Annotated in this window: 17 protein-coding genes; 5 read left to right on the plus strand and 12 right to left on the minus strand. The window is 72.8% G+C overall.

Going from position 1 to position 20,508, the window contains the following annotated elements:
* Positions 1-13 precede the first annotated feature (13 nt).
* Positions 14-352, minus strand: coding sequence for a hypothetical protein (locus HAV40_RS15285; protein WP_166381648.1), 339 nt, complete (start codon positions 350-352; stop codon positions 14-16).
* Between the two features lie 166 nt (positions 353-518).
* Here HAV40_RS15285 and HAV40_RS15290 point away from each other — a divergent pair, with 166 nt between their 5' ends.
* A complete protein-coding gene (locus HAV40_RS15290; RefSeq protein WP_166381650.1) occupies positions 519-1,292 on the plus strand; it encodes a hypothetical protein in 774 nt (257 codons plus the stop codon).
* A gap of 89 nt (positions 1,293-1,381) precedes the next feature.
* On the opposite strand, the gene HAV40_RS15295 is transcribed toward HAV40_RS15290, so the two are convergent.
* Entirely contained in the window at positions 1,382-1,600 is a 219-nt protein-coding gene (locus HAV40_RS15295; RefSeq protein WP_120321590.1) for a DUF397 domain-containing protein, read from the minus strand.
* Positions 1,570-2,457, minus strand: a complete 888-nt coding sequence (locus tag HAV40_RS15300; protein WP_239086110.1) for a helix-turn-helix domain-containing protein — start codon at positions 2,455-2,457, stop codon at positions 1,570-1,572. The genes HAV40_RS15295 and HAV40_RS15300 overlap by 31 nt, the downstream gene beginning before the upstream one ends.
* Before the next feature lie 384 nt (positions 2,458-2,841).
* On the opposite strand from HAV40_RS15300, the gene HAV40_RS15305 reads away from it, so the two are divergent.
* Complete coding sequence (locus HAV40_RS15305; protein WP_166381651.1) at positions 2,842-3,156, plus strand: hypothetical protein; 315 nt, start codon at positions 2,842-2,844, stop codon at positions 3,154-3,156.
* Between the two features lie 237 nt (positions 3,157-3,393).
* Positions 3,394-3,717, plus strand: a complete 324-nt coding sequence (locus HAV40_RS15310) for a hypothetical protein (RefSeq protein WP_166381652.1) — start codon at positions 3,394-3,396, stop codon at positions 3,715-3,717.
* A 67-nt stretch (positions 3,718-3,784) separates the two neighbouring features.
* On the opposite strand, the gene HAV40_RS15315 is transcribed toward HAV40_RS15310, so the two are convergent.
* Together HAV40_RS15315 and HAV40_RS15320 are read right to left on the minus strand one after the other, a co-directional pair.
* On the minus strand, positions 3,785-4,780 hold the full coding sequence (locus HAV40_RS15315) for a PASTA domain-containing protein (RefSeq protein WP_166381653.1): 996 nt from the start codon (positions 4,778-4,780) through the stop codon (positions 3,785-3,787).
* A 78-nt stretch (positions 4,781-4,858) separates the two neighbouring features.
* Positions 4,859-5,542, minus strand: coding sequence for a PASTA domain-containing protein (locus HAV40_RS15320; protein ID WP_166381655.1), 684 nt, complete (start codon positions 5,540-5,542; stop codon positions 4,859-4,861).
* Positions 5,543-5,640: 98 nt separating this feature from the next.
* On the opposite strand from HAV40_RS15320, the gene HAV40_RS15325 reads away from it, so the two are divergent.
* The gene (locus HAV40_RS15325) at positions 5,641-6,936 is read left to right on the plus strand and encodes a hypothetical protein (protein WP_166381657.1); all 1,296 of its coding nucleotides are present in this window, start codon (positions 5,641-5,643) and stop codon (positions 6,934-6,936) included.
* A gap of 82 nt (positions 6,937-7,018) precedes the next feature.
* Here HAV40_RS15325 and HAV40_RS15330 read toward each other — a convergent pair whose 3' ends face one another.
* Complete coding sequence (locus HAV40_RS15330; protein ID WP_239086108.1) at positions 7,019-8,248, minus strand: CapA family protein; 1,230 nt, start codon at positions 8,246-8,248, stop codon at positions 7,019-7,021.
* A gap of 52 nt (positions 8,249-8,300) precedes the next feature.
* Positions 8,301-9,776 carry a glutamate-cysteine ligase family protein gene (locus tag HAV40_RS15335; RefSeq protein WP_166381659.1) on the minus strand — a complete coding sequence of 492 codons (1,476 nt, stop codon included), beginning with the start codon at positions 9,774-9,776 and terminating at the stop codon, positions 8,301-8,303.
* A 157-nt stretch (positions 9,777-9,933) separates the two neighbouring features.
* On the opposite strand from HAV40_RS15335, the gene HAV40_RS15340 reads away from it, so the two are divergent.
* Positions 9,934-10,404 (plus strand): MarR family winged helix-turn-helix transcriptional regulator, encoded by a 471-nt coding sequence (locus tag HAV40_RS15340; RefSeq protein ID WP_166381661.1) that lies wholly within the window; start codon positions 9,934-9,936, stop codon positions 10,402-10,404.
* 281 nt (positions 10,405-10,685) lie between these two features.
* Here the strand turns inward: HAV40_RS15340 and HAV40_RS15345 are convergent, their stop codons facing one another.
* The 5 genes from HAV40_RS15345 to cydC all read right to left on the minus strand — a co-directional run bounded on the left by HAV40_RS15345 (position 10,686) and on the right by cydC (position 20,478).
* Positions 10,686-13,139 (minus strand): ATP-binding protein, encoded by a 2,454-nt coding sequence (locus tag HAV40_RS15345; RefSeq protein ID WP_166381663.1) that lies wholly within the window; start codon positions 13,137-13,139, stop codon positions 10,686-10,688.
* Positions 13,140-13,526: 387 nt separating this feature from the next.
* On the minus strand, positions 13,527-14,729 hold the full coding sequence (locus tag HAV40_RS15350) for an ABC transporter substrate-binding protein (RefSeq protein WP_166381665.1): 1,203 nt from the start codon (positions 14,727-14,729) through the stop codon (positions 13,527-13,529).
* A gap of 258 nt (positions 14,730-14,987) precedes the next feature.
* On the minus strand, positions 14,988-17,804 hold the full coding sequence (locus HAV40_RS15355; protein ID WP_166381667.1) for a hypothetical protein: 2,817 nt from the start codon (positions 17,802-17,804) through the stop codon (positions 14,988-14,990).
* Positions 17,805-17,863: 59 nt separating this feature from the next.
* Positions 17,864-18,688, minus strand: a complete 825-nt coding sequence (locus tag HAV40_RS15360; RefSeq protein WP_166381669.1) for a DNA primase — start codon at positions 18,686-18,688, stop codon at positions 17,864-17,866.
* A 71-nt stretch (positions 18,689-18,759) separates the two neighbouring features.
* Entirely contained in the window at positions 18,760-20,478 is a 1,719-nt protein-coding gene (gene cydC, locus HAV40_RS15365) for a thiol reductant ABC exporter subunit CydC (RefSeq protein WP_239086562.1), read from the minus strand.
* Positions 20,479-20,508 lie beyond the last annotated feature (30 nt).

Here is a 20,508-nt window from a genome sequence, read left to right on the forward strand (position 1 = left end):
CGGGCTGGGGGGGTTAGCGGCGGAGGTAGACGAGGTCTAGGACGGAGCGGGTGGCGTCGAACCAGCGCTCGAGCCATTCGGGGGTGGGAGGGCTGTTGCGGGGTGGGAGTTCGAGGAGGAGGCCGCGCAGGAGCGGGTGGTCGACCAGGTTGGACTCGGCGGGCATGTCGAGCCAGCTCGACGGGGTGAAGGACTGCTCGTTGAACCGGTCCAGGCCGAGCGCCTGCAGCGGCCCGCCGCCCGGCTCCAGCAGCGTGTCACCCGGCAGGTGGGCCCGCTCGGAATCGCGCAGGCCACGCTCGCGCGGAGCGGGGTTGGCGTTCTGGCTGGGCACGTGTTCAGGCATCGTCATCTTCGTCCTACCCGGTCGGCGAGTTTCGCGGTGTGGTGGGGCGCCGTCTGATACAACGACCGCGACGGAATGCAGGCGACGGTCTACCCGCGATCGTCACTGCATGTGTTGCTTGCGTGACTAAGCGCAAGCTAACTAGTTGTGCTTCGTGTGCGGGGGAACCACCATGGCCGCTGAACCAGCGTCCACACCATTGCCATCTCAGGTCACGCCGGCGCAGCTCATCGGCGAGATCAGCCGGCTCGTACGGCAACTGCCCTGTCCGCACTGCGGTCAGGACGACGCCGGCTCCTCGCGCGCCCACTATCAGGCGCTGGTCCCGGCAGCCCGGGAACCTTACGACGACGTCGCGCCGCTCGACCCGCTGGACGAGATCGGCGACGAGGAACGCTGGCTGTGGCGGCTGGTCGAGGAGGCCGAGCGCGCCGCCGAGGCCGCGCCGCCCGGTCCGGACCCACGGCAGGTCGCCCTCGCCGAGCAGCGCTGCCAGGAGGCGTACGAGGCCGAGCAGAAGGTCCAGACGCGCATCCACGCGACGATCACCGCGCTCGCCCAGCCGTCGTCGTGGCTGCGGCCCCGGCACCGGGCAGCGCTCGCCCGGCACCTGCGCGAAGACCGGGCCGCCGCGGTGCTCACCGCGATCCAGCGCGGCCGCATCGAGGAGATCCGTGGGCGGCTGCGTGCCGTGGCCCATCGCCGGGCCGACTACCTGGAGGCGAATCGGACCACGCTGGAGGCCGGGCGCAACGCGCGGGTGGAGCTGACCAGGGTGCTCGACGACCTGATCGACCGGTACGCCCGGATGGCGCAGCCGCCCGCCTGGTTCAAGTTCGGGCTGGACTATCCGCCGGAGCCCGGCACCCGCCGCGAGTGGCTGCAGCATGCCCGGGAGACGATGATCGAGCGGCGGCGGGCGAACCTGCACCGGGTGCTGCTGTGAACGAAGGACCCCCTTCAGGCCACGGGTGGCACGGAAGGGGGTCCCCGCGTAAGAGTGAGCCAGTACCGTCGTCGGGTGCGGGGGTCGACCTAGAGATCGAACTCCCCGTCCTTGGCACCCTCCACAAAGGCGTCCCACTCGTCCGGCGTGAAGATCAGTGCCGGCCCGGTCGGGTTCTTGGAGTCGCGCAGCGCGATAGCACCACCAACGAATGCGACTTCAACACAGTTGTCGCAGTTCGGCCCACTCCGCGTGCTCTTGTACCAACGCGCTTCACTCAGATCGACTCGAAACCCCTTGGTCTCGATTTCCATAGTGGCTCCTCCGCCAGTTGTGCGATCAGCTCGGCGGACTCCTCGGCGCTCAACGCAGCCCCTCGGATGTTCTCGAAGATCTTCGTGTACTTCACCAGCTCGTCGTTCTTCTCCAGGAATAGTCCCCCGGTCGCATTCTCCGCGTAAACGACATCTGAATCTCCCGCTTCGGGAAACTCCAGGATGGCGAAAGTACCGTCCATACCGGCGTGTGGACCTGCCTCGAACGGCAACACCTGCAAGGTCACGTTAGGCCACGAGGTTGCTTCGGCCAGTAGTCGAAGCTGGTCTCGCATGACCCTGTCGCCGCCCACGGGCCGGCTCACCACCGACTCATCGAGCACCACCTGAAAGCTGATCGCATCGTCTTGTCGCGTGAGCAACGATTGGCGGGCTATCCGGACACGGACACGATTCATGATCGCTTCTTCGTCCCAGTCCGGCCAGGCGCCGCGAATCATCGCCTCGGCATATTCTGCCGACTGCAGCAGGCCGGGGACAACCTGCTGTTCGTACGCGCGGATGGAACTGGCCGCGGCCTCCAGCCCTACATAGGCGCCCACCAGGACGCTGCTGTACGGATGCCACCAGCCCTTCTGCCTCGCCTCCTTGGCGATCTCCACGAGCACGTCGACCTCGTCGGTCGGCGTGTTGTAGATGGTCAGCATGTCACGGACGTCGCGACTCGTGACCGAGCTGTGCCCGGTCTCGATTCGCGAGATCTTGGACTGTGAGCACTCCATCCTCTCGGCGACGAACTCCAGCGTGATGCCGGCATGTTCGCGCCGCTTGCGCAGTTCGGCACCGAGTCTTCTTCGGCGCACGGTCGGGCTCTGTCGGGTTGTTGTCACGGCGCACCTCCGCGACGCACGTCGGCGGAGGCACGTTTGTCGGTGCCCCCGCCCGATGGAACTTGCATATGTCGTGTTGCGAGTCTGCTCCGACGATCGGCGAATCTTCAACCGGCCGAACGCACAGAGGGTGCGACTCGGCATCGCCGGGCAGACCGACACCAGCTTGTCACATACCGGACGAAGGACACCAGAGCGCATACGCAGTTTGCAACTTGCATTCAGCAAACTCTTGCGGCACAGTGTCTGTTATGGCCGCCGCTGTGCTGATCTTCCGTTTTCATGATCACACAGGGTGGGGGGAGCTTCACCTCTAGCGTTCAACGAGCGACTCCCGATTTCGTGTTGTCCAGATCGCACCGGTACGAGAGAGCAGGAGAAAAGGTGACTCCCCAAGCCGGCGACATCCTCCACGTCACTCGCGAAGCCAGCGTTCAGTTCCTCCGCCCGATGATGTTCCGGGTGATCCGCGTGCACGACTGGCCGACGTACGAGGGCTGGGTCTGGCTCGACGGTTACCAGCTCAACGCCGCCGGTGACGCGGTGGAACGCCGCTCGATCTTCGTACAGCGCGCCGGCCTGCGCATCGTGCCCGACAACAGCGCCTCGGCCCGCGCCCGCACGGCGCCCGGCCGCACCGGACAGCGCCCCGCGCTGAGCCGCCCGCACCTGCGCCCCGCGACCGCGGGCGCCCGCTGAGGATTTCTCGCGATCGGCCTCCGGCCTGGCCGTACCGGCTCTACGCTCGAATGACCCTGTTTGAACGACGGTGGCGACTCACGCGGCCGACTGCGGTCCGCAGACAGCCCCGGCGAGTCGCCGTCGTCGCGGAACATGGCTCGTCCCGGCGCGCCGCCGCTCTCGCGGCGCGCCAACGGACTCCCCACGTTCCGGCCCTCGCGTGGCACGGCACCCGCTCACCCGGGGGACGGCGCCATGGACATTCGAACGATCGCTTCTGGGCGTGAGCCCAGGGCGACCATTCCACATCGGTCCCACCGGCTCGCCGCACTGTGTGGTGCGGCGCTGGCAGCGGCGTTGTTCACGCCGGTGCCGGCGACGGCAGGGACGGACGAGGTGCGCGCCGCGACGGTCGCGGACGCGTCCAGCGCGCGGCAGGCACCGGTGCCTGTCGCGGTCAAAACGCACGCCGTGCCACCGGAGCTGCTGGCACCTTCGCTCATCTCCACCGGCATGATCGGCATCGGTCTCGCCCTGGGCGGGATCGTCATCGTCACCCACCGGCGCCGCCAGTGGTGACGGCCTCCTGCCGCACAGAACGCGCCCATGCCGTACGACGGCATGGGCGCGGTTCGTATGCGTGAGGTCAGTCGTCGTCACCGTCGGGGCTGGGGCTCTCCTCCGGGCTGGGGACGGGCTCCGGGGACGGGCTCGGCGGCGGCGGCGACGACGCCGATGCCGACGCCACCACGATGGTCACCGTTTCCCCGATCTTCACCACCGACCCGCCGTCCGGCTTCACCTCGACCACGGTGCCCGGATCGGCGTCATCGGTGGGGCGCAGGCTGATCTCCGGGTTCAGGCCCACCGCGTTCAGCGCGTCGATGGCCTCCTGCTGCGACATGCCCACCAGGTTCGTCGGCACGGTCGCGGTGGACACCGACGCTGACACCGACACCGACGGGCTGGGCGCGGCGCTGCTGGGCGCGGCCGAGGTCAGCGCCGGGGTCGGCGAAGCGCTCGGCGCGGGCGTCGGTCCACTGCCCCGCAGCGCGAACCAGGCGCCCACACCGAACAGCGCGAGCAGCAACAGGGCGATGGCGATGATGATCAGCGGGGCCCGCCAGGTGCGCTGGCCCTCGCCATACTCGACACCGGGCGGTGGGGTGGCGTCGCGCATCGGTGCGGACTCCCGTTCGGGCACGCCCGCGCGGCCGGTCCAGATGTCCTGAGCGGGCATCACGCTGGTGCGCTCGTTCGGCGGCTCGGGCCGTTCGCCGACGGACGGCGGCGCGGAGGCCGGCTGGCCTTCCGGTGAGCCGGCCACGGATCCCCAGGGCAACGTGGACGCCGCCTCGTCGCGGCCACCGGCCGGGAGCACTGTCGTCGCCTCGTCGTCCCGCCCACCGGAGGGGAGCACCGTGGTCGCCTCGTCGCCAGGTGCGCCGCCTGAGGGCAGCACCGTCGTCGCGTCGTCGTCCCGGCGGCCGCCCGACGGCAGCACGGTCGTCGGCTCGTCACCGGGTGCGGGCGAGTCCGTCCGGTGCACGGGCATCGGGGCGGTCTCGTCGGGTGGGGGCGACCCGGGGCCGCTCCCGCCCGCCGCCGGATCGCTGTCGTCGTGCCGCTGCTCATCGGACATGCTGAGGTCCTACCACGTCGAGAAGTCGGTTAAGCCTTACCGGGCGCGTGGCGTGCCGAAGCGCTCGGCGCATCGCCGTCAGCCCGCCGCGGGCGGTGACGGCGGAGCCTCCGTGGAGCAGGTCAGGTCGACCTGCTCATCCCACTTGACCTTGGCACCGGCCAGGATCGACGTCTCCCGCACGGTGCCCTCGTTGCCGCTCACGTACTTGCCGATCCGCAGGCCCGCCGCGACGAGTTCGGTCTTCGCCGCGTCACAGGACTTGTCCACCACGTTCGGCATGTCGAACTCGAACACCGGGCCCACCACGTAGACGCGCACGTTCGTGCCGCGCGGCGCGGGAGCACCCGCCGCCGGGTCCGTACGCAGCACGGTGTGCGCCGTTCCGGGCTCGTCGACGAAGGAGACGGTCACACTGACCCGCAGATCCTTCATGAGCTGGGCGCGTGCCTCCCGGAAGTCCCGCGTGGTCACGTCCACCATCAACTGGCCACCGGGCGCGGGAGAGGCCGGGCTCGGCTCGGGGGTCGGCGACGGCGGCAGCTCGCTCGGGGAGGCCTCGGGCGTCGGCGACACCAGGGCGGATGGGCTGCTGCTCGGCTGCGTGGTCGGCTCGCCGTCGCCGGCCGCGTACCATCCGATCGCGAGCCCCGCGACGGCCAGCAGCACGGTGGCCGTCGCCAGGATGGCAACGGTGCCGGGGCTGAACCCGCGTGGTCGCTGCGGCGTCAACGGCGCCGTCTGTGCCCACGGGTCGGTCATGATGGTCTCCTCTTTCGGGGTACGCCCGGCGAACGCTACGCCGCAACGAGAGTAAACCGTTCACACGAACCGCCCTCGCATTGCTATACGCTCGCGTCATGTCACTTCAGGGCCCGGGTACGCGGCTGGGACTGAGCTCGGTCGCCGTCGCGGCCGGCGTCGCCGCGGCAGCGGGAGCAGCACAGTTGGGCGTCGGATACGGCTTGGGCGTCTTCTCCTGGGTGCCCACCGTGCACGGCGGCGATGAGGCCGCGTGGCTGGCGAGTCTGGCCTGGACGGTGTGGATTTCCGCCCTGTCGGTGGTGCTCGGTGCCGTAGTGGCCGATCGCGTCGGTCAACCGACTGTCCAGTCGTCGACAGCGGTCCGCGTGCTGCGCCGCGCCGCGCTGTCGATCGCGGCGGCGCTGGGCGGCCTGGTGGTCGTCGCGCTGACCGCGGTGCCCGCGCGGGTCGCCGAGCGCGCCGACACGTTCGCCCCGCACCTGATAGTCGGCGGATACGCCATCGCCGGGGTGCTGCTGGGCCTGTTCATCTCGGTGGCCGCCCTGGTCGCCCGCTCGATCGCGGCCAACGTGCTGGCGACCGGCGGCTGGCTGTGGCTGCTGGCGGTCACCGCGGCGGCCGACGGCATCGCGGCCGGGCGCGACCCGGTCGTGGCGCAGCTCGGCTCCTGGCCGGTCACCACGGACGGTCCCTGGTTCCGCAGCGTCTACCTACCCGGCGCGGCCATCGCGGCAGTCGCCGCCGTCGTCATCGGCTTCCTGGCCGCGCTGCCCGCCGCGCGCCGCCGCGACGGCCAGGCGGGCGTGGCCCTGTCCGGTGCCGCCGGACCCGCCCTGGTCGCGGTGGCCTACCTGCTGGCCGCGCCGAAGCTGACCGGGGCACTGCCCGAGCAGCTCTCGGCACACCTCGTCGCACCGTATGCCGTCGTCACCGGCCTGGTCGGCTCGGTGCTCGCCCTCGTGCTCTGCGGCCCGCGCCGCCCGCGCCCGGTGAGCGAGCCGGACGCGCCGGTCCCGCCGCAGTCCACCGGCCACGACGCCGCTCCGGCTCCGGCCGTGCCCGCCCAGGCCACCCCGGCCAAGGAGGCGTCCGGCAAGGAACCCACCGACCAGCTGGCAGCCGACAAGACCGGTTCCGACAAGACCGGTTCCGACAAGGGCGGTTCCGACAAGGGCGCGCCCAGCCGGACGGCCACCGGGCGGGCGGCCGTCGTCAAGCCCACGCCGGTGAGCCCGGCTGCCGCCAAGCCGGTGCAGGTGAACCCGGCCGTCGGCACCGCCGCGTCGGCGGACGAGACGACCGCGTCCGGCACTGCCTCGAACACCGGCACGAGCGGGGTCTCCCCCGCCACCGACCCGCCGGGGCCACGTCAGCCGCGCAAAAAACGCTGACCTGCGGCACTCGCACTTGAAGGACTGACCCGCGGCAGCTGCCGGTCGGTGTGTGAGCCGGTGTAGCCGAGCGGGTCGTGGCTTAGCGCACCACCACCAGGCCCGCGCTGCCCGCCCCGCGTGAGCGCAGCACCCGGGCGGTCCGTTCGCCGCTGGCCCGGCAGGCCGCGCGGCGGGCCACCGGGCACGCCGACACCAGCAGCACCCGGACCGGCCCGCCGTCGAGCTGCATGTACGTCGGCAGTGCCGCGACGGCGGACACGGTGAACCGGCCCGGCGCGGTCTCCAGGAACGTGAACCGGCTGATGACCCCGTCGCGGGTCACGTCGGAGAAGCTCTGGTTCGACACGTGGTTGCCCATGCCGTACGCGACCCAGCGGCCCCCGATCCGTTCGAAGGGCTGGACCACGTGCGCGTGGTGGCCGAGGATCAGGTCCACCGCGCCGTCGCGCAGCAGCTGCCGGGCGACGGACACCTGCTGCTCGTTGGGGCGCTGCCGATACTCGGTGCCCCAGTGGATCGACGCGATGACGACCTCGGCCCCGGCGTCGCGGGCGCGGACCGCCGCCTGCCGCACCCGTGCCGGATCCAGCGCGTTGACCAGCCACTCCTTGCCCCTGGGCCGGTTGATCCCGTTGAAGGAGAAGGTGTACGACAGCAGCGCCACCTTGACCCCGCGCACCGTGACGATGGTGGGGGTGTCCTGCTCGGCGCGGCTGCGGGCCATGCCCGCGTGGGCGATCCCGGCCGCGTCCAGCGCCCCGAGGGTGCGGCGCACGCCGGACTCGCCGCCGTCGAGCGAGTGGTTGGACGCGGTCGAGCAGGCGTCGTAACCGGTCTGCCGCAGCGCGGGCACGATCTGCGGCGGCACCTTGAAGATCGGGTATCCGGTGAACGGCCCCTGCGGCCCGCCCAGCGGCGTCTCCAGGTGGCAGACGGCCAGGTCCGCTGCCTCGATCACGGGGCGCACACCCCGTAGCAGCGGCGCGAAGTCGTAGCCGCGGCCACCGGCGTCGCGCTGCGCCTGCCGCCACAGGCCGTTGTGCAGGAGCACATCGCCGCTGGCGGCCACGGTGAACGTACGCGGCACGAACGGCGCGGGCGTCGGCGCGGCGGCGGCCGGGCCGGGCGACGCCGCACCGCTCGGCGCGGGCCGGGGCACCGGTGCCGTCGCGGCGGGCAGCACCCGTGGCGACGGTGGAGCCCCACCGGGCGGCCACGGCGGCAGCGCCACCCCCGCGACGACGGCCAGCAGCCCGGCCAGGGTCGCGGGCAGCGCCCAGGGCCGAAGGTCCCTACGGTCACCGGTCACGGCTGCACCCTCCCCCGAGGTAGGCGGTCACACCATCCGCTGTCAGGCCGAGTCAGCCCACGGGCCAGGTGTGCACCGGTTCGTTGCTGCGCTGGTGCTCGGCATAGCGGCCGACCATCGTCCGCAGCGCAGCGGGACGGGTCGCCCCGGCCCGCTCCAGCGCGCGCACCGTGTCGACCTGCCAGGTGGAGCCGTTGCGGCCGGTGAGGCAGCGCTGCTCGATGATGCCGAGCAGCCGGTCGCGCTGGGCCGGGTCGACGCCGAAGCGGTCCAGCCCTTCGGCGGCCTTGGGCAGCAGCACCTCCAGCACGAGGTCGGTCACCCTGATCTCGCCGAGCCGCGGCCACCAGACCGGCGCGACGATGCCCCGGCGGGCCGCGGCGTGGAAGTTGTCCTGCGCGACGCTGAACGGCAGCTGCGTCCAGAGCGGGCGGTCCTCCTCCACCAGGGCGCGCACGAGTCCGAAGTAGAGCGCTCCGTTGGCCAGCATGTCGACCACGGTCGGACCGGCGGGCAGCACCCGGTTCTCCACCCGCAGGTGCGGCCGGCCGCCCATGATGTCGTACACCGGGCGGTTCCAGCGGTAGATGGTGCCGTTGTGCAGGCGCAGTTCCCCTAGCCGAGGAACCCCGCCGCTGTGCAGCACCGCCAGGGGATCTTCCTCCTCCGCGATCGGCAGCAGGGGCGGGAAGTAGCGCACGTTCTCCTCGAACAGGTCGAAGATCGAGGTGACCCAGCGTTCCCCGAACCAGACCCGGGGGCGTACGCCCTGGGCTTTCAGCTCGTCCGGCCGGGTGTCGGTGGCCTGCTCGAACAGCGCGATCCGGGTCTCAGACCACAGCTGGTGGCCGAACAGGTAGGGCGAGTTGGCCCCGACCGCGACCTGCACCCCGGCGATGACCTGCGAGGCGTTCCAGTACGCGGCGAACTCGGCGGGCGAGACCTGCAGGTGGAACTGCAGGCTGGTGCAGGCGGCCTCGGGCGCGATGGAGTCGGTGCGGATGCGCAGCCGGTCGGCCCCCCTGATGTCGACGCCGATCTGCTCGCCGCGGGCGGCCAGGATCTCCTCGTTGAGCGAGCGGTAGCGCCCGTTCACCGACAGGTTCTCGGCGACGGCGTGGTCGGTGGTGAGCGTGGGCAGGATGCCGATGGTCAGCAGGGCCGCGTCGTGCTTGCGGGCGTGCGCGTCGGCGCGGCGCAGGCTCTCGATGATCTGCTGCTCGTACAGGACCAGACCGTCGTCGGAGATGAGCCGCGGCGGCACGTTCAGCTCCAGATTGAACCGTCCCAGTTCGGTCTGGAACTGCGGATCGGCCAGGTCGCGCAGAACCTCCTCGTTCACCATCGTCGGCAGCTGCTCGTGGTCGACGAGGTTCAGCTCGATCTCCAGCCCGGTCGTCGGATGGTCGTGGTCGAAGCTGAAATCGTTGAGCATCAACGCGAACACGTCCAGGCAGCGTCTGACCTTCTGCCGGTAGTGCTCCCTTTCCTGGCGGGTGAACGTCTGCAGCGAAACGTCCTTGCCCATGAGCCCTCCCCGACGCACGGTGACCAAACGAACCCTCAGAGTACGGTTCCTGGGCGACAGTCGTATCGGGTGGTCGTCCCGATTGGCACACCCGGTGTCCCACTCTGCGGGAAACGAAGGGCAACAAATGTGCCATCTCTCCATATACGATGCGGAAATGGAGCTACTCGAGGATTCGAGGCTCACCGCCATGGGCCTTTTGACAGAGGCGTACACCAGCCTCAACACCCTCTGCGCGGAGCAGCTCGCCGCGCACGGCCTGGCACCTGTGGAGTTCGAAGTGCTGGTGCGGCTGGCCCGCTCACCCGCGCATCGACTGCGCATGACCGACCTCTCCCGACAGACGGCGATGAGCACGAGCGGGGTGACCCGCATGATCGACAGGCTTGAGCGGGAAGCCCTGGTCTGCCGGGTGCCCTGCGACATCGACCGGCGCAGCTCGTATGCCGCACTCACCAGCAAAGGCCTGGCCCGCCTGCAGGAGACCGTCCCCGGCCACTTGGAACTGCTTGACGAATGGCTCGTCGGACCACTGACCCAGCGCCAACTGCAGGGCCTGCTCGTCGGCCTGCGGGTGGTGCGCGACGCGGTCCGGCCCGAGGCGACCGCCGGTGTGCATGACCAGTGACGACCGCGGACGGCGGCCTGCTGCTGCCGCTGCGGCAGAACCGGCGGCAGAACTGCCGAGGTCCTGCCAGAAAGGACGGTTAAAGCCCCGAATCGGGTGAACCGGGCTGCTAGCGTCATGGCCCTGTGGTGGACGGCCACGCCGACCAGGTTGTCGGCGGTCCAGCACGGGGGTTGCATCGGCGCGGGCGGAGACGGCGGGGGGCGCGGTTCGCTACGGCGAGCCGCGGAGGGACATCATCCGTCGGGGGGCCGCCCGCGCCGAACCCTGCTCCGGCGCGGTCAGAGGTGGCTGAGCAGTTCCAGGGCCCGCGGCGTGAGCGAGATGCCTGTGCTGTCGCGCAGCTCGTAGAGCCGGGTCACCACCGCGGCCGGCTCGTCGCTGGTCGCGGCCAGCCCGACGAGCGCCTCCATCGTGTCCCGCCGGTCGCTGAGTCCGCTGGTCAGCCGCGCCGCCGCCGCGAACCACGAGGCCGCGAGCGTACGGTGTCCCCGCTGCCAGGCCACCGTCGCCTCGATCATCGCGCAGTACCAGTCCTCCTCGGGCTCCTCCGCGCCGGACACGTCCACTCCGGAACCGGTCCCCTCCAGCAGCATCGCCCGGATGTCGGACAGCGTCTTCTCCGCCTCCTCCAGCCGGTCGCCCTGCGCGTACGCCAGCCCCACCACGCCCACCAGGCGACGGCGCTCACCCGGATTGCCGACCTCGGCCAGCATCTCCACGGCCTGCTGCCCGACCCGCACCGCCTCGTCGTAACGGCCGTCCAGGCGCAGCACCTCGGCCAGATTGGCCCTGGCCAGGGCACGCAGCTTGTGTTCCCCGGACCGCGCCGACAGCCGGTCGACCGCGGCCAGCCGCCGCTGGGCCGCGGCCAGGTCGGCCTCGCGCAGGTCGTGCCAGATCAGGTTGTGCTGGGCCACCGCCATGTCGTCGACCCGCCCGGTGCGCGTGGCCAGCGCCAGGGTCGCCTCCCCGTGGCGGCGGGCGTCGTCGTACTCCCCCGCGCTCTGGTGCACGACCTGCAGCACGCCACGGGCCGCCAGCTCCCCGGTCACGTCCCCTACCAGGAGGAACGCCGCCAGTGCGGTCTCGCCCCTGGCCAGTTCGGCGCGGCCCGCGCCGTGTTCGGCGGCGAGCTGCACCACGCCCAGGTTCGCCCAGGCGCGCAGGGCCGGGTCCGCGTCGGCGGTACGCGGATCGTCGAGCAGCCGCAGCAGCCACTGCCTGCCCTCCTGGTCCCGCCCGCGAAAGCGCCACCAGCGGGGCAACTTCGAGGCCAGGCACAGCGCGGTGTGCGGATCGTGCTCGGCGGCGTGGGCCAGGGCCGCCCACAGGTCACTGGCCACGTCGTCGAGCCGGGCGACGGCGGCGGCCAGCGTCGAGCCCATCATCGTCGGGGCGGTGCGGGCCGCGAACCGGGCGAAGACCACACCGTGCTGCCGCCGTGCCCCGGCCAGCTCCCCGGCGACCTCGGCCTGCTCGGTGGCGTACTCCTTCACGACGTCCAGCAGCACGAACCGGAACGCGCCCGAGCCACGCACCTGCACCAGTCCCAGTTCGACCAGGCGCTCCAGCACCGGCACCACGTCGACCTGCGTGCCGAGCAGATCCTCGGCCAGTTCGACGGACCAGCGGTAGCCGAACACGGCCAGCCGCCGCAGCGCCTCCCGCTGCGCGGGCTCCAGCAGGCGATAGCTGGCCGTCACGACGTCCCGCAGTGTCACCACCGGCGGCGAGGCGGCGACGTCGGCGCTGCCCAGCTCCAGCAGCCGGTTGCCGTACCGGGCGAGCATCTCGGCCGGGTCCAGCACCCGTCCCCGGGCCGCTGCCAGCTCGATGGCCAGTGGCAGCCCACCGAGCCTGCGTACCAGCGTGACCAGCGCGTCCACCTCGACGTCGGCGGGCGAGCGGCGCACCTGCCGCCACCGGGCCAGAAACAGCGCGCTCGCCGGGTGCCGCTCGGCCTCTGCCAGCGACCGCGTCCCGGCGGGCGGCAGCGCCAGCGGTCCCAGCGGCCAGACCTGCTCGCCTGCCGGGCCCAGCGGAGCCCGCGCCGAGGCCAGCACCCGCAACGCGGGCGCGATCGCGAGCAGTTCGGCCAGCACGGTCCGGGAGGCGTCCGGCGAGCGGTCCACCGCGTCCAACATGAGCAGCACCGGCTGCTCCAGCCGGGCGGGCAGGTCGGCCGGGCGGCTCACCTCCAGCACCGCGCAGACCACGTCGCGCACATCGCTGGCGGTGTCCCCCGCGGCGACGCTGATCGCGCGCACTCCCGCCGGGAACCGCGGCTGCGCCTGGAACGCCACGTTGATCGCGAGCGCGCTCTTGCCCACCCCGGCCAGGCCCACCAGCGTGGTGAGGCCGGGCTGACCGGTCAGGTGCTCGATCAGGGCGGCGGCCTCGTCGGCCCGGCCGTACAACTCTGGCGGCGCGGGCAGGGTGAACGCGGGCCGGGCGGGCGGCGCGGACACCTGGCCACGGGCGGCGAGGTGGAACTCCGCGGCCGCGTCACCGGTCAGCGCCAGCGCGCCGACCAGCAGCTCCACCGTGCTGCGCTGCGGGCGGGCGGCGCGTCCGTGCTCCAGGTCGCGGACGGTGCGCACGCCGAGCCCGGCGCGCGCGGCGAGCTCCGACTGGGTCAGCCGCGCGGTGTCCCGGTGCGCGCGAAGGAGCGCGCTGAAGGAGGCCGCCGACGCGTCGGCGGCCTCTACGGAAGCCGGGTGACCTGGGACCATGGCCGCAAAGACTACGCACCCGAAACCGAACGTGGGAGTCGAGCGTCTACTTTTTGGCGCACTCAACGGACATGACCGGTATCACAGTGCAACCGTCCGGACGGCCTGTCGGGCCTGCTCCCACCCGCCGCCCGCCCGACCCGGCGGTCCGGCTCGCGCCCGCACCCGCTGTCCACCTGCCGACAAACTGCAACCCACCCACGCCACATCGAGTGTCTTCAGATACCGGACCGTCACGGGGCGGCCCGGCCACCCCCACCCACCCCACCCGCCCACCACCCGCCACCCACCACCCGCCGCGCAACTCTTAAAGAGTCGCGCCCTCAACCAGTGGCCGAGGGCGCGAGTCTTTAAGAGTTGCGGCACGGGAAGGGGCGGGTGGGTGGGTTAGCTGAGGCGGACCCAGGCGCCTTGGCGGACGGTGAAGGGGGCGAGGGCGTCGGCTTCGAGGCCGCCGTGGGAGATGGGCTGGAAGGCGTACGCGCCGGTGATGCCCTCGATGGGGCCGCCTTCGAGGCGGCCGCGCAGGCGCTGGGGGTCCATGCTGACGGCGCGGCGGGCGGCGGTCGCCAGCAGCGTCAGCGCGTCGGCGCCGTACGGGGCGAAGCCGGTGAACGAGCCGTACTGCTGGATGTAGCGGTAGATGAAGCTGCGCTGGGCGCGTCCGGAGGGCGTGGTGGCCACCGTGGGGGCCCCGGCGAGCACGCCGGGGTGCACGACGTAGGCGCCCTCCATCGCGCGGCTGTTGGGGCCGTTGAGGGTCTCGTCCGCACCGGCGCCCGCGTCGAGGAACACCTTGCCCTTGTAGCCGGCGCTGCGCAGCGCGGCGACCGCTGCGGCACTCACCGGTGCCTGTGCCCAGATGACGACCGCGTCGGGCTTGGCGTCGGCGACCCGGTTGGCCGCGCCGCCGTAGGCCCGGCCGGAGCGGGGCAGCCGTACCGTGTCGACGATCTCGCGGCCGCTGGCGAGCATGGCCCGGGGCAGCGCGCGGACCCCGGCGTCGCCGTGGCCGTCGGACGTCGCCAGTACCGCGACCTTCTCCAGCTTGAGCTTGCGGATCTCGCGTCCCATGATGGCGGCCACGTCGGAGGCGTTGGCCCCGAGCTGGTAGACGAACCGGCGGTTGGGCAGCGGCACCGTCATGTCGTCGCCGCTGTTGAGGCAGAGGAACGGGACCTTGCTGGCCTCGGCCACCGCGATGATCGCGCGGGCGGTCTCGACGGTCACGCCGCCGATGATCGCGCAGACCTTGTCCTGCTCGATGAGGTCTTTGGCCTGCTGCATCGCGGTCGCGGCGGTGCCGCCGTTGTCCTTGAACACCAGCCGGATGTAGAGGCGGCCCTCACCGTACGGGATGCCGACCGAGTTGATCTCGTCAGCGCCGACCTTCAGCGCCTGCTCCTGCAGCTTGCCGAGGGTCGAACCGGGGCCGGTGAGCTCCAGGTTGACGCCGAGCACGAGTTCCCCGGTGGCGCCTGCGGCGGTCGCGTCGGGCTCGGAGCAGGCGGCCAGCAGCGCCGTGGCGGCCAGTCCGAGTCCGCCGGCGAGGGCGCTGCGTCGGGTCAGTCCACCTGTGGCGCTGTTCATGAACGTGCCTTTCCGTGGTGCAAGGGGGTGCGTGGGCCGCGGTGTGATCCACTGCCGCCCACGTATCGTGCTGGCCGGTCGGCGCGGGGGTCAAGCCAGGTAACTATGGCCTGGGACACACCTCTACCTGCGGGTATACCCCGCGACCACGGCCGGTGTGCGCCGTTGCCGGGCTTCATCGGCCGCCGCCGCACCGCGATGTCGACGGACGCCGCCGGGGTGGCCCCGGCGGCGTCGTCACGATGAGGGGACCGCCGGTCAGCGGTAGTTGGCCGCCCGGTAGTTGTAGTCGTCCCGGTCGTCGCGGGCGTCCTGCTCGCGGCTGAAGTCCCAGCCGTTGGCCGACTCCCGGCCCGGCCGTCCGCCGACGGCGAAGCCGCCCTGGCCGGGCGCGCCGCCGAGTTCCTGGTTGCCACGCCGCCAGCCGCGGAAGTAGTTGCTGGTGTGCGCGGCGATGCCGGCGGCGTCGCGGACTATGCGCAGCGGGCGCTCCTCGCGCTCCGGCGTGGAGCCGGGCACCAGGTTCGCCGCAGGAACGCGCCGGGGCAGGCCCGCGGTGGTGTCGTTGCCGACCTGCGGACGGGCCGCCTGCTCGGCGGCGCGCCAGCCGCTGTCCATGGTCGAGTTCCAGGTGGTCTCGGCGCTGGTGTCCGGCCCGCTGAACCAGGCCGAGGAGACCGACGCGAAGATCAGCAGGTCGTCGTCCTCGCCCTCGGCCGGGCTGGAGGCCCGCTCGGTGCGTCGCGGCTTGGGCCGGGCGCCGGTCAGCGCGCTGTCGTCGACCAGGCGCAGCGGCGGCTCGTCGCGGCCACCGCGGCCGTTGCGGCGCGCGGGCTCGTCGGCCAGGCGCAGCGACGGGGACTCCGGCAGCACCAGATCGTCGTCGAGCCACGGCGGCGTGATGCGGCCGTCGGTGGGGCGGGCGGTCTCGTCCGGCTCGGGGTTCAGCGGCCAGTTGGCGCGGGAACCCGCGGGCGCGGTCGGCTGCTGCGGCGGCAGACCCAGCGGGTCGGCCGGCATCCGGGTGATGTCGGTTGGCACGTCAGTCGCGGACGGCGCGTTGAAACGGGGCCGCTCACCGGTGTCGCGCAGATTGTCGTGCTGGAAGCCGCTACGGGCCCGCTCGGCGAGCTCGTTGGCCAGCCGCTCGGCAGCCGACGGCTGGTAGCCGCCACGCGGCGCGCGGTTGTCGAGGTCACGAGGGCGATCCGCGCCGGGCTGCTGGTAACCACCACGGGGGGCGCGGTCGTCGAGCGGCTCGGGCTGCTGGAAACCGCCGCGCGGGGCGCGGTCGTCGAGCGGCTCGGGCTGCTGGAAACCACGGGGAGCGCGGTCGTCCAGCGGCTCGGGCTGCTGGAAACCGCCGCGCGGGGCGCGATCGTCGACCTGCTCAGGCTGCTGGAAACCGCCGCGCGGGGCGCGATCGTCGAGCGGCTCGGGCTGCTGGAAACCGCCGCGCGGGGCGCGGTCGTCGAGCGGCTCGGGCTGCTGGTAGCCGCCGCGCGGGGCGCGGGCGTCCCGGCCGTTCAGCAGTTCGGCGGCGAAGGGCTGGTACCCCCGCGGCGCGTCACCGGCCGGTTCGGCGGGCTGCTGGTAGCCCTGCGGCGCGCGGTCGGCCGGATCGGCGGCGGGCTGCTCGTAACCCAACTGGCCCTGCTCGGCCGACTCGTCGGGCAGGTCCGCCGACGGGGCCTGGTTGAAGCCTCGGGCGGCGCGCTCGCTGCTGATGGCCGCGTTGGTCAGGGTGGGCACGAACGGCTTGTTCGCGTCCGCAGGGGCCCGCGAGGCGCGCTGGGCCGGGATGGGCGCCTGACGCGGCGGGATCGGGGTGGGCATCTGCCGGGTGGGCGCGGCGGGCGCCTCCTGGCGCGCTGCTGCGGGCATGGCGACCATCGGGGTGCCCGTGATCGGGGTCGGCTCGAAACCGGGCGGCACGGGCGGCGTGGAGGGCGCCCACGCGGGCCGGTCGACCGGCGGCGGCGCGAGCGGCGTGCTCGACACCGGCTCGGGCGCGGTCGGCGGGGCCTGCACGGGGCGCGGCTGCGTCGGTGCGGCGTTCACGGCGGTCGGCTGCACCCGGCGGCGCGCGCCGGTGGCGGCGGCCATCGCGGGCGGCGCGGAGGTGACCGGGACGCCGGTTCGCCGCGCGGGCTGGGCAGGGGCCGCGACCGGCGGCGGGGCCATCCGGTCGGCGAGGGTGTCGATGAGGGCGGCGCTGGCGGCGTCGGAGGAGCGCACGGCGGCGACGCTGTGCCGCACGGACTCCGCGACGGCGGCGGTCAGCTGCTTGCCCACGCCGTTGCGGCGGGGCGTCTCGGCGATCGCGACGCGCAGCGCGGTGACCGCCTCCAGGGCGGTGCCGCTGTCGCAGACGCCGTCGGCGACCAGGCGCGCGGCGACGGTCTCGGCGGTGGCTCCGTTGTCGCGGTTGCGGGCGCCGGACTGCCCGGCCAGCATGCCGGGCTCGGGCAGGGCTTCGAGCACGGCCAGGGCGACGGGCGCGGCAGGGTCGGGATAGGCGCGCAGGGCGGCCGGGTACAGCTCGCGCAGCACCTCGCGCAGGGCCACGGCGGCGGCGTGCCGACCGACGGCCAGCGCCGCGTGGGCGGCCAGCACCGGCTTGAAGGCGACGAACTCGCGGGGCGCGGGACCGACCATGGCGGACAGTGCCCCGGCCTGCAGGGCACGGGCGAGGCCGACGGCACGGCGCTCGTCGGGGGAGGCGTTGGCCTCATCGAGGGACTCGTCGTCGGCGAACCGGTCGGCGAAGTCGTCGGCGGACTCGTCATCGGTGTACGCGATGGCCCGTCCCGCGGCGGCGAGCAGCGAGATGACCTGCTGGTCGTCACTGTCCGCGGCCACCGTGACCATCGTCGAGCCGCCGAACCTCTCCGCCAGCAGCGACGTCACCAGCGCGTAGCCGGCGGGATCGTCGTTGATGACGCAGAACTCCAGCAGCCTGCCGGAGTCGTCGACAACGGCGACGGTCAGCCGGTTGACGGCCGCCGCAAGTTCCCCCGCGTCGACCTCCGGAGCTGTCGACGCGATACCGCAGTACACCCGCACGAGCGCCACGGACTCGTCCTCCTCCCGGACCCCTCGTGTGCCAAAGACTGATGCTCCCTGGTTAGGGGTCAGTCGCGCCAGTCCACAGCGCCAGAGATCTTGCCAATAACCGAACGCCAGCCGATTGATGCCTGCTCTGCCCCGATTTTCTTCAGCTTTCGCTTAGCGAAGAAAGCACCCATGCCGCCCTCTTCCGAGGCGCGCAGCGCATCGTCGAGGTCGTCGAGGGGGGAGCCGGGGGAGAGCGCCACCATGACGGGCTTAAGCCGCAGAGCGTAGCTCACATCCCTGGCAAACTCCCCAGCGCGCAGGACCAGCTCGGCGTCCCAGGCGTCCGGGCCGCCGCGCAGGTTCTCCACGACGAGGTCCAGTTCGTACGCGTCGTCCTCGCCCGCGACCACGTCGGTGGCCTTGACCGACTTCGCCAGCTTCGACCAGCCTTCGAGCTGCTTGAGGTCGTGCGGCGCGCCGGAGCGCACGAAGTCCGCCAGGCCCTTGGCCGACAGGAACAGCAGCAGGCGGCCCTTGTGCGAGAGGAACATGGGCACCTCCTCGTCGGAGACGACGGCTTCGTCCTCGTCGTCCTCCGCCTCGGCGTCCTCGTCGGCCTCGACCGCGCGCTCGGCCACCTCGTCCTCGGCGGGACCGGCGGCGACCTCGTCCAAGGCCTCCTTGGTCCACTGGAACTCGGGCAGCTCCTCCTCATCGGCGACGCCCATCGGGCGGCCGGTGCGACCGGCGAAGATCGCGTCGTCGTCCTCGCGGTCGGCGATGTCGGTCGGCGTCAGCTCACTCGCGGGACGGTAAGCCCGCAGCGTCAGTCCGACCTTGCCGCCGGGCAGGGCTACCTCGACCGGCGAGACCTGGTACTCGTCCCAGAGCGTGCTTGCCACTGCTGACCTCCGCCGTTCAGCTGCCGACCTCTACCGGGTCGGTGACTCTCCGCACACCCTAGTGGTTCGTGTCAGCCCCCGTGCGCCCGCACCCAACCCTGGGTTCCGCGCTCCTTCACCCGGCCGCCGTCCAACACCACGACCTCGTCGAACGCGTCGAGACCGGTCAGCCGGTGGGTCACCAGCACCACCGAGCGGCCGGCCCGGTGCGCCAGCACGTCGGCCAGGACCGCGTCGGCCTGGGCGGGGTCCAGCCCCTCGGTCGGCTCGTCGAGCAGCAGCACCTGCGGGTCGGCCAGCACCGCGCGGGCCAGCGCGAGCCGCTGCCGCTGCCCGCCGGACAGCTCCGCGCCGTCCTCGCCCACGCGTACGTCCAGGCCGTGCGCGTCGACCCAGTCGCCGAGCCCGGCGGTCCGGCAGGCGGCGAGCAGGTCCTCATCGGTCGCGCCGGGCCGGGCCAGCAGCAGGTTGTCCCGCACCGAGGCGTGGAACAGGTGCGCGTCGGCCAGCAGCCCGGTCACGGCGGCGGGCCACCGCTCGCGATCGAACGCGGTGATGGGAGTGCCCGCGCCCGGTGGGGCCGTCACGCCGACCCGGCTGGGCGCGGTGGCGACAGGTAGGGACGTCGCGCTGCCGGAGTCCGGCGAGATCGCGCCGGTGAGCAGAGCCAGCAGGGTGCTCTTGCCCGCGCCCGACGGGCCGACGACCGCGATCCGGCGGCCGGGCGGCAGATCGAGGTCGACGTCGTGCAGGGCGGGCGCGGCGTCGGTCCGATACCGGACTCCCGCGCCGCGCAGGCGCAGGTGCACGGATCCGTCCGGGACCGGGAGCCCGTCGGCCACGGCCGTCTCCGGCACGTCCAGCAGCTCCGCGACGCGGTGCAGGCTGCCCTGGATCTCGGCGCCCTTGCGCGCGGCGGCCAGCAGCGACAGCGCCAGCTCCCCGGCGGCGATGGTGGCCACCGCGAGCACCGCGAGCCATACCCCGGGCAGGCCGCGCGACAGCGCCGTGGCCAGGACGGCCATCGCCGTCACCCCGCCGAGCGCCGTCGCCGCGGCGTCCACCGCGAACGAGCGCCGGGCCAGCGCGCGCTCCACCCGCGCCAGCTCGTCGGCGTGGGCCCTGCCGCGAGCCTCGTAGGCGGGACGTGCGCCGAAGGCGGCGAGGTCGGCCGCCCCGTGCACCAGGTCGACGGTGTCGACGGCGTACGCGGCGCGCAGCGGGGCCAGGCGGGCAGACCCGTGGCGGGCCAGGCGGGCCGCGAGCAGCGGGAGCGCCACGCCGGTGATCAGCAGCCCGGCGAGCAGCACCCCGGCGACGGCCGGGTCGGCGAACAGGGCGGTGCCGACCGCGGCGACGGCGACCAGTCCCGCGGCGGCCATCGGCAGCAGCACCCGGATCACCAGGTCCTGTACGGCGTCGACGTCGGAGACCATCCGGCTGAGCGCGTCCGCACGGCGGGCCGGCGGCCGGTCGACCAGCGCCGCGAAGATGCGCGCCCGTACCTCGGTGACCATGCGCAGCACGGCGTCGTGGCTGGCCAGGCGTTCCACGTACCTCAGCACGCCGCGACCGATGGCCAGCGCCCGGACCAGCACGATCGCCACCGACAGGGCGATCAGCGGCGGCTGCCCGGCCGCCGTCGCCAGCAGCCACGTCGCCGCCGCCATCAACCCCAGCCCGGCCGCCTCCGTTCCCGCCGCCAGCAATCCGGCCCCGACGAACCGCCACCGCAACGGGTACGCGAACACCAGCACCCGCCCCATAACCCCGTCCCGCCACCCCTTCACCGGGCCACCCCCTGCGGGACCTGCCGGGCG

The organism is Catellatospora methionotrophica, assembly GCF_011297335.1.
GTDB classification, from domain to species: Bacteria; Actinomycetota; Actinomycetes; order Mycobacteriales; family Micromonosporaceae; genus Catellatospora; species Catellatospora methionotrophica.

Coding starts and splice junctions, on each gene's coding strand:
- HAV40_RS15285 (WP_166381648.1), bottom strand. CDS start 352: ATGACGATGCCTGAACACGTGCCCAGCCAGAACGCCAACCCCGCTCCG.
- HAV40_RS15290 (WP_166381650.1), top strand. CDS start 519: ATGGCCGCTGAACCAGCGTCCACACCATTGCCATCTCAGGTCACGCCG.
- HAV40_RS15310 (WP_166381652.1), top strand. CDS start 3,394: ATGGACATTCGAACGATCGCTTCTGGGCGTGAGCCCAGGGCGACCATT.
- HAV40_RS15315 (WP_166381653.1), bottom strand. CDS start 4,780: ATGTCCGATGAGCAGCGGCACGACGACAGCGATCCGGCGGCGGGCGGG.
- HAV40_RS15320 (WP_166381655.1), bottom strand. CDS start 5,542: ATGACCGACCCGTGGGCACAGACGGCGCCGTTGACGCCGCAGCGACCA.
- HAV40_RS15325 (WP_166381657.1), top strand. CDS start 5,641: ATGTCACTTCAGGGCCCGGGTACGCGGCTGGGACTGAGCTCGGTCGCC.
- HAV40_RS15335 (WP_166381659.1), bottom strand. CDS start 9,776: ATGGGCAAGGACGTTTCGCTGCAGACGTTCACCCGCCAGGAAAGGGAG.
- HAV40_RS15340 (WP_166381661.1), top strand. CDS start 9,934: ATGGAGCTACTCGAGGATTCGAGGCTCACCGCCATGGGCCTTTTGACA.
- HAV40_RS15345 (WP_166381663.1), bottom strand. CDS start 13,139: ATGGTCCCAGGTCACCCGGCTTCCGTAGAGGCCGCCGACGCGTCGGCG.
- HAV40_RS15350 (WP_166381665.1), bottom strand. CDS start 14,729: ATGAACAGCGCCACAGGTGGACTGACCCGACGCAGCGCCCTCGCCGGC.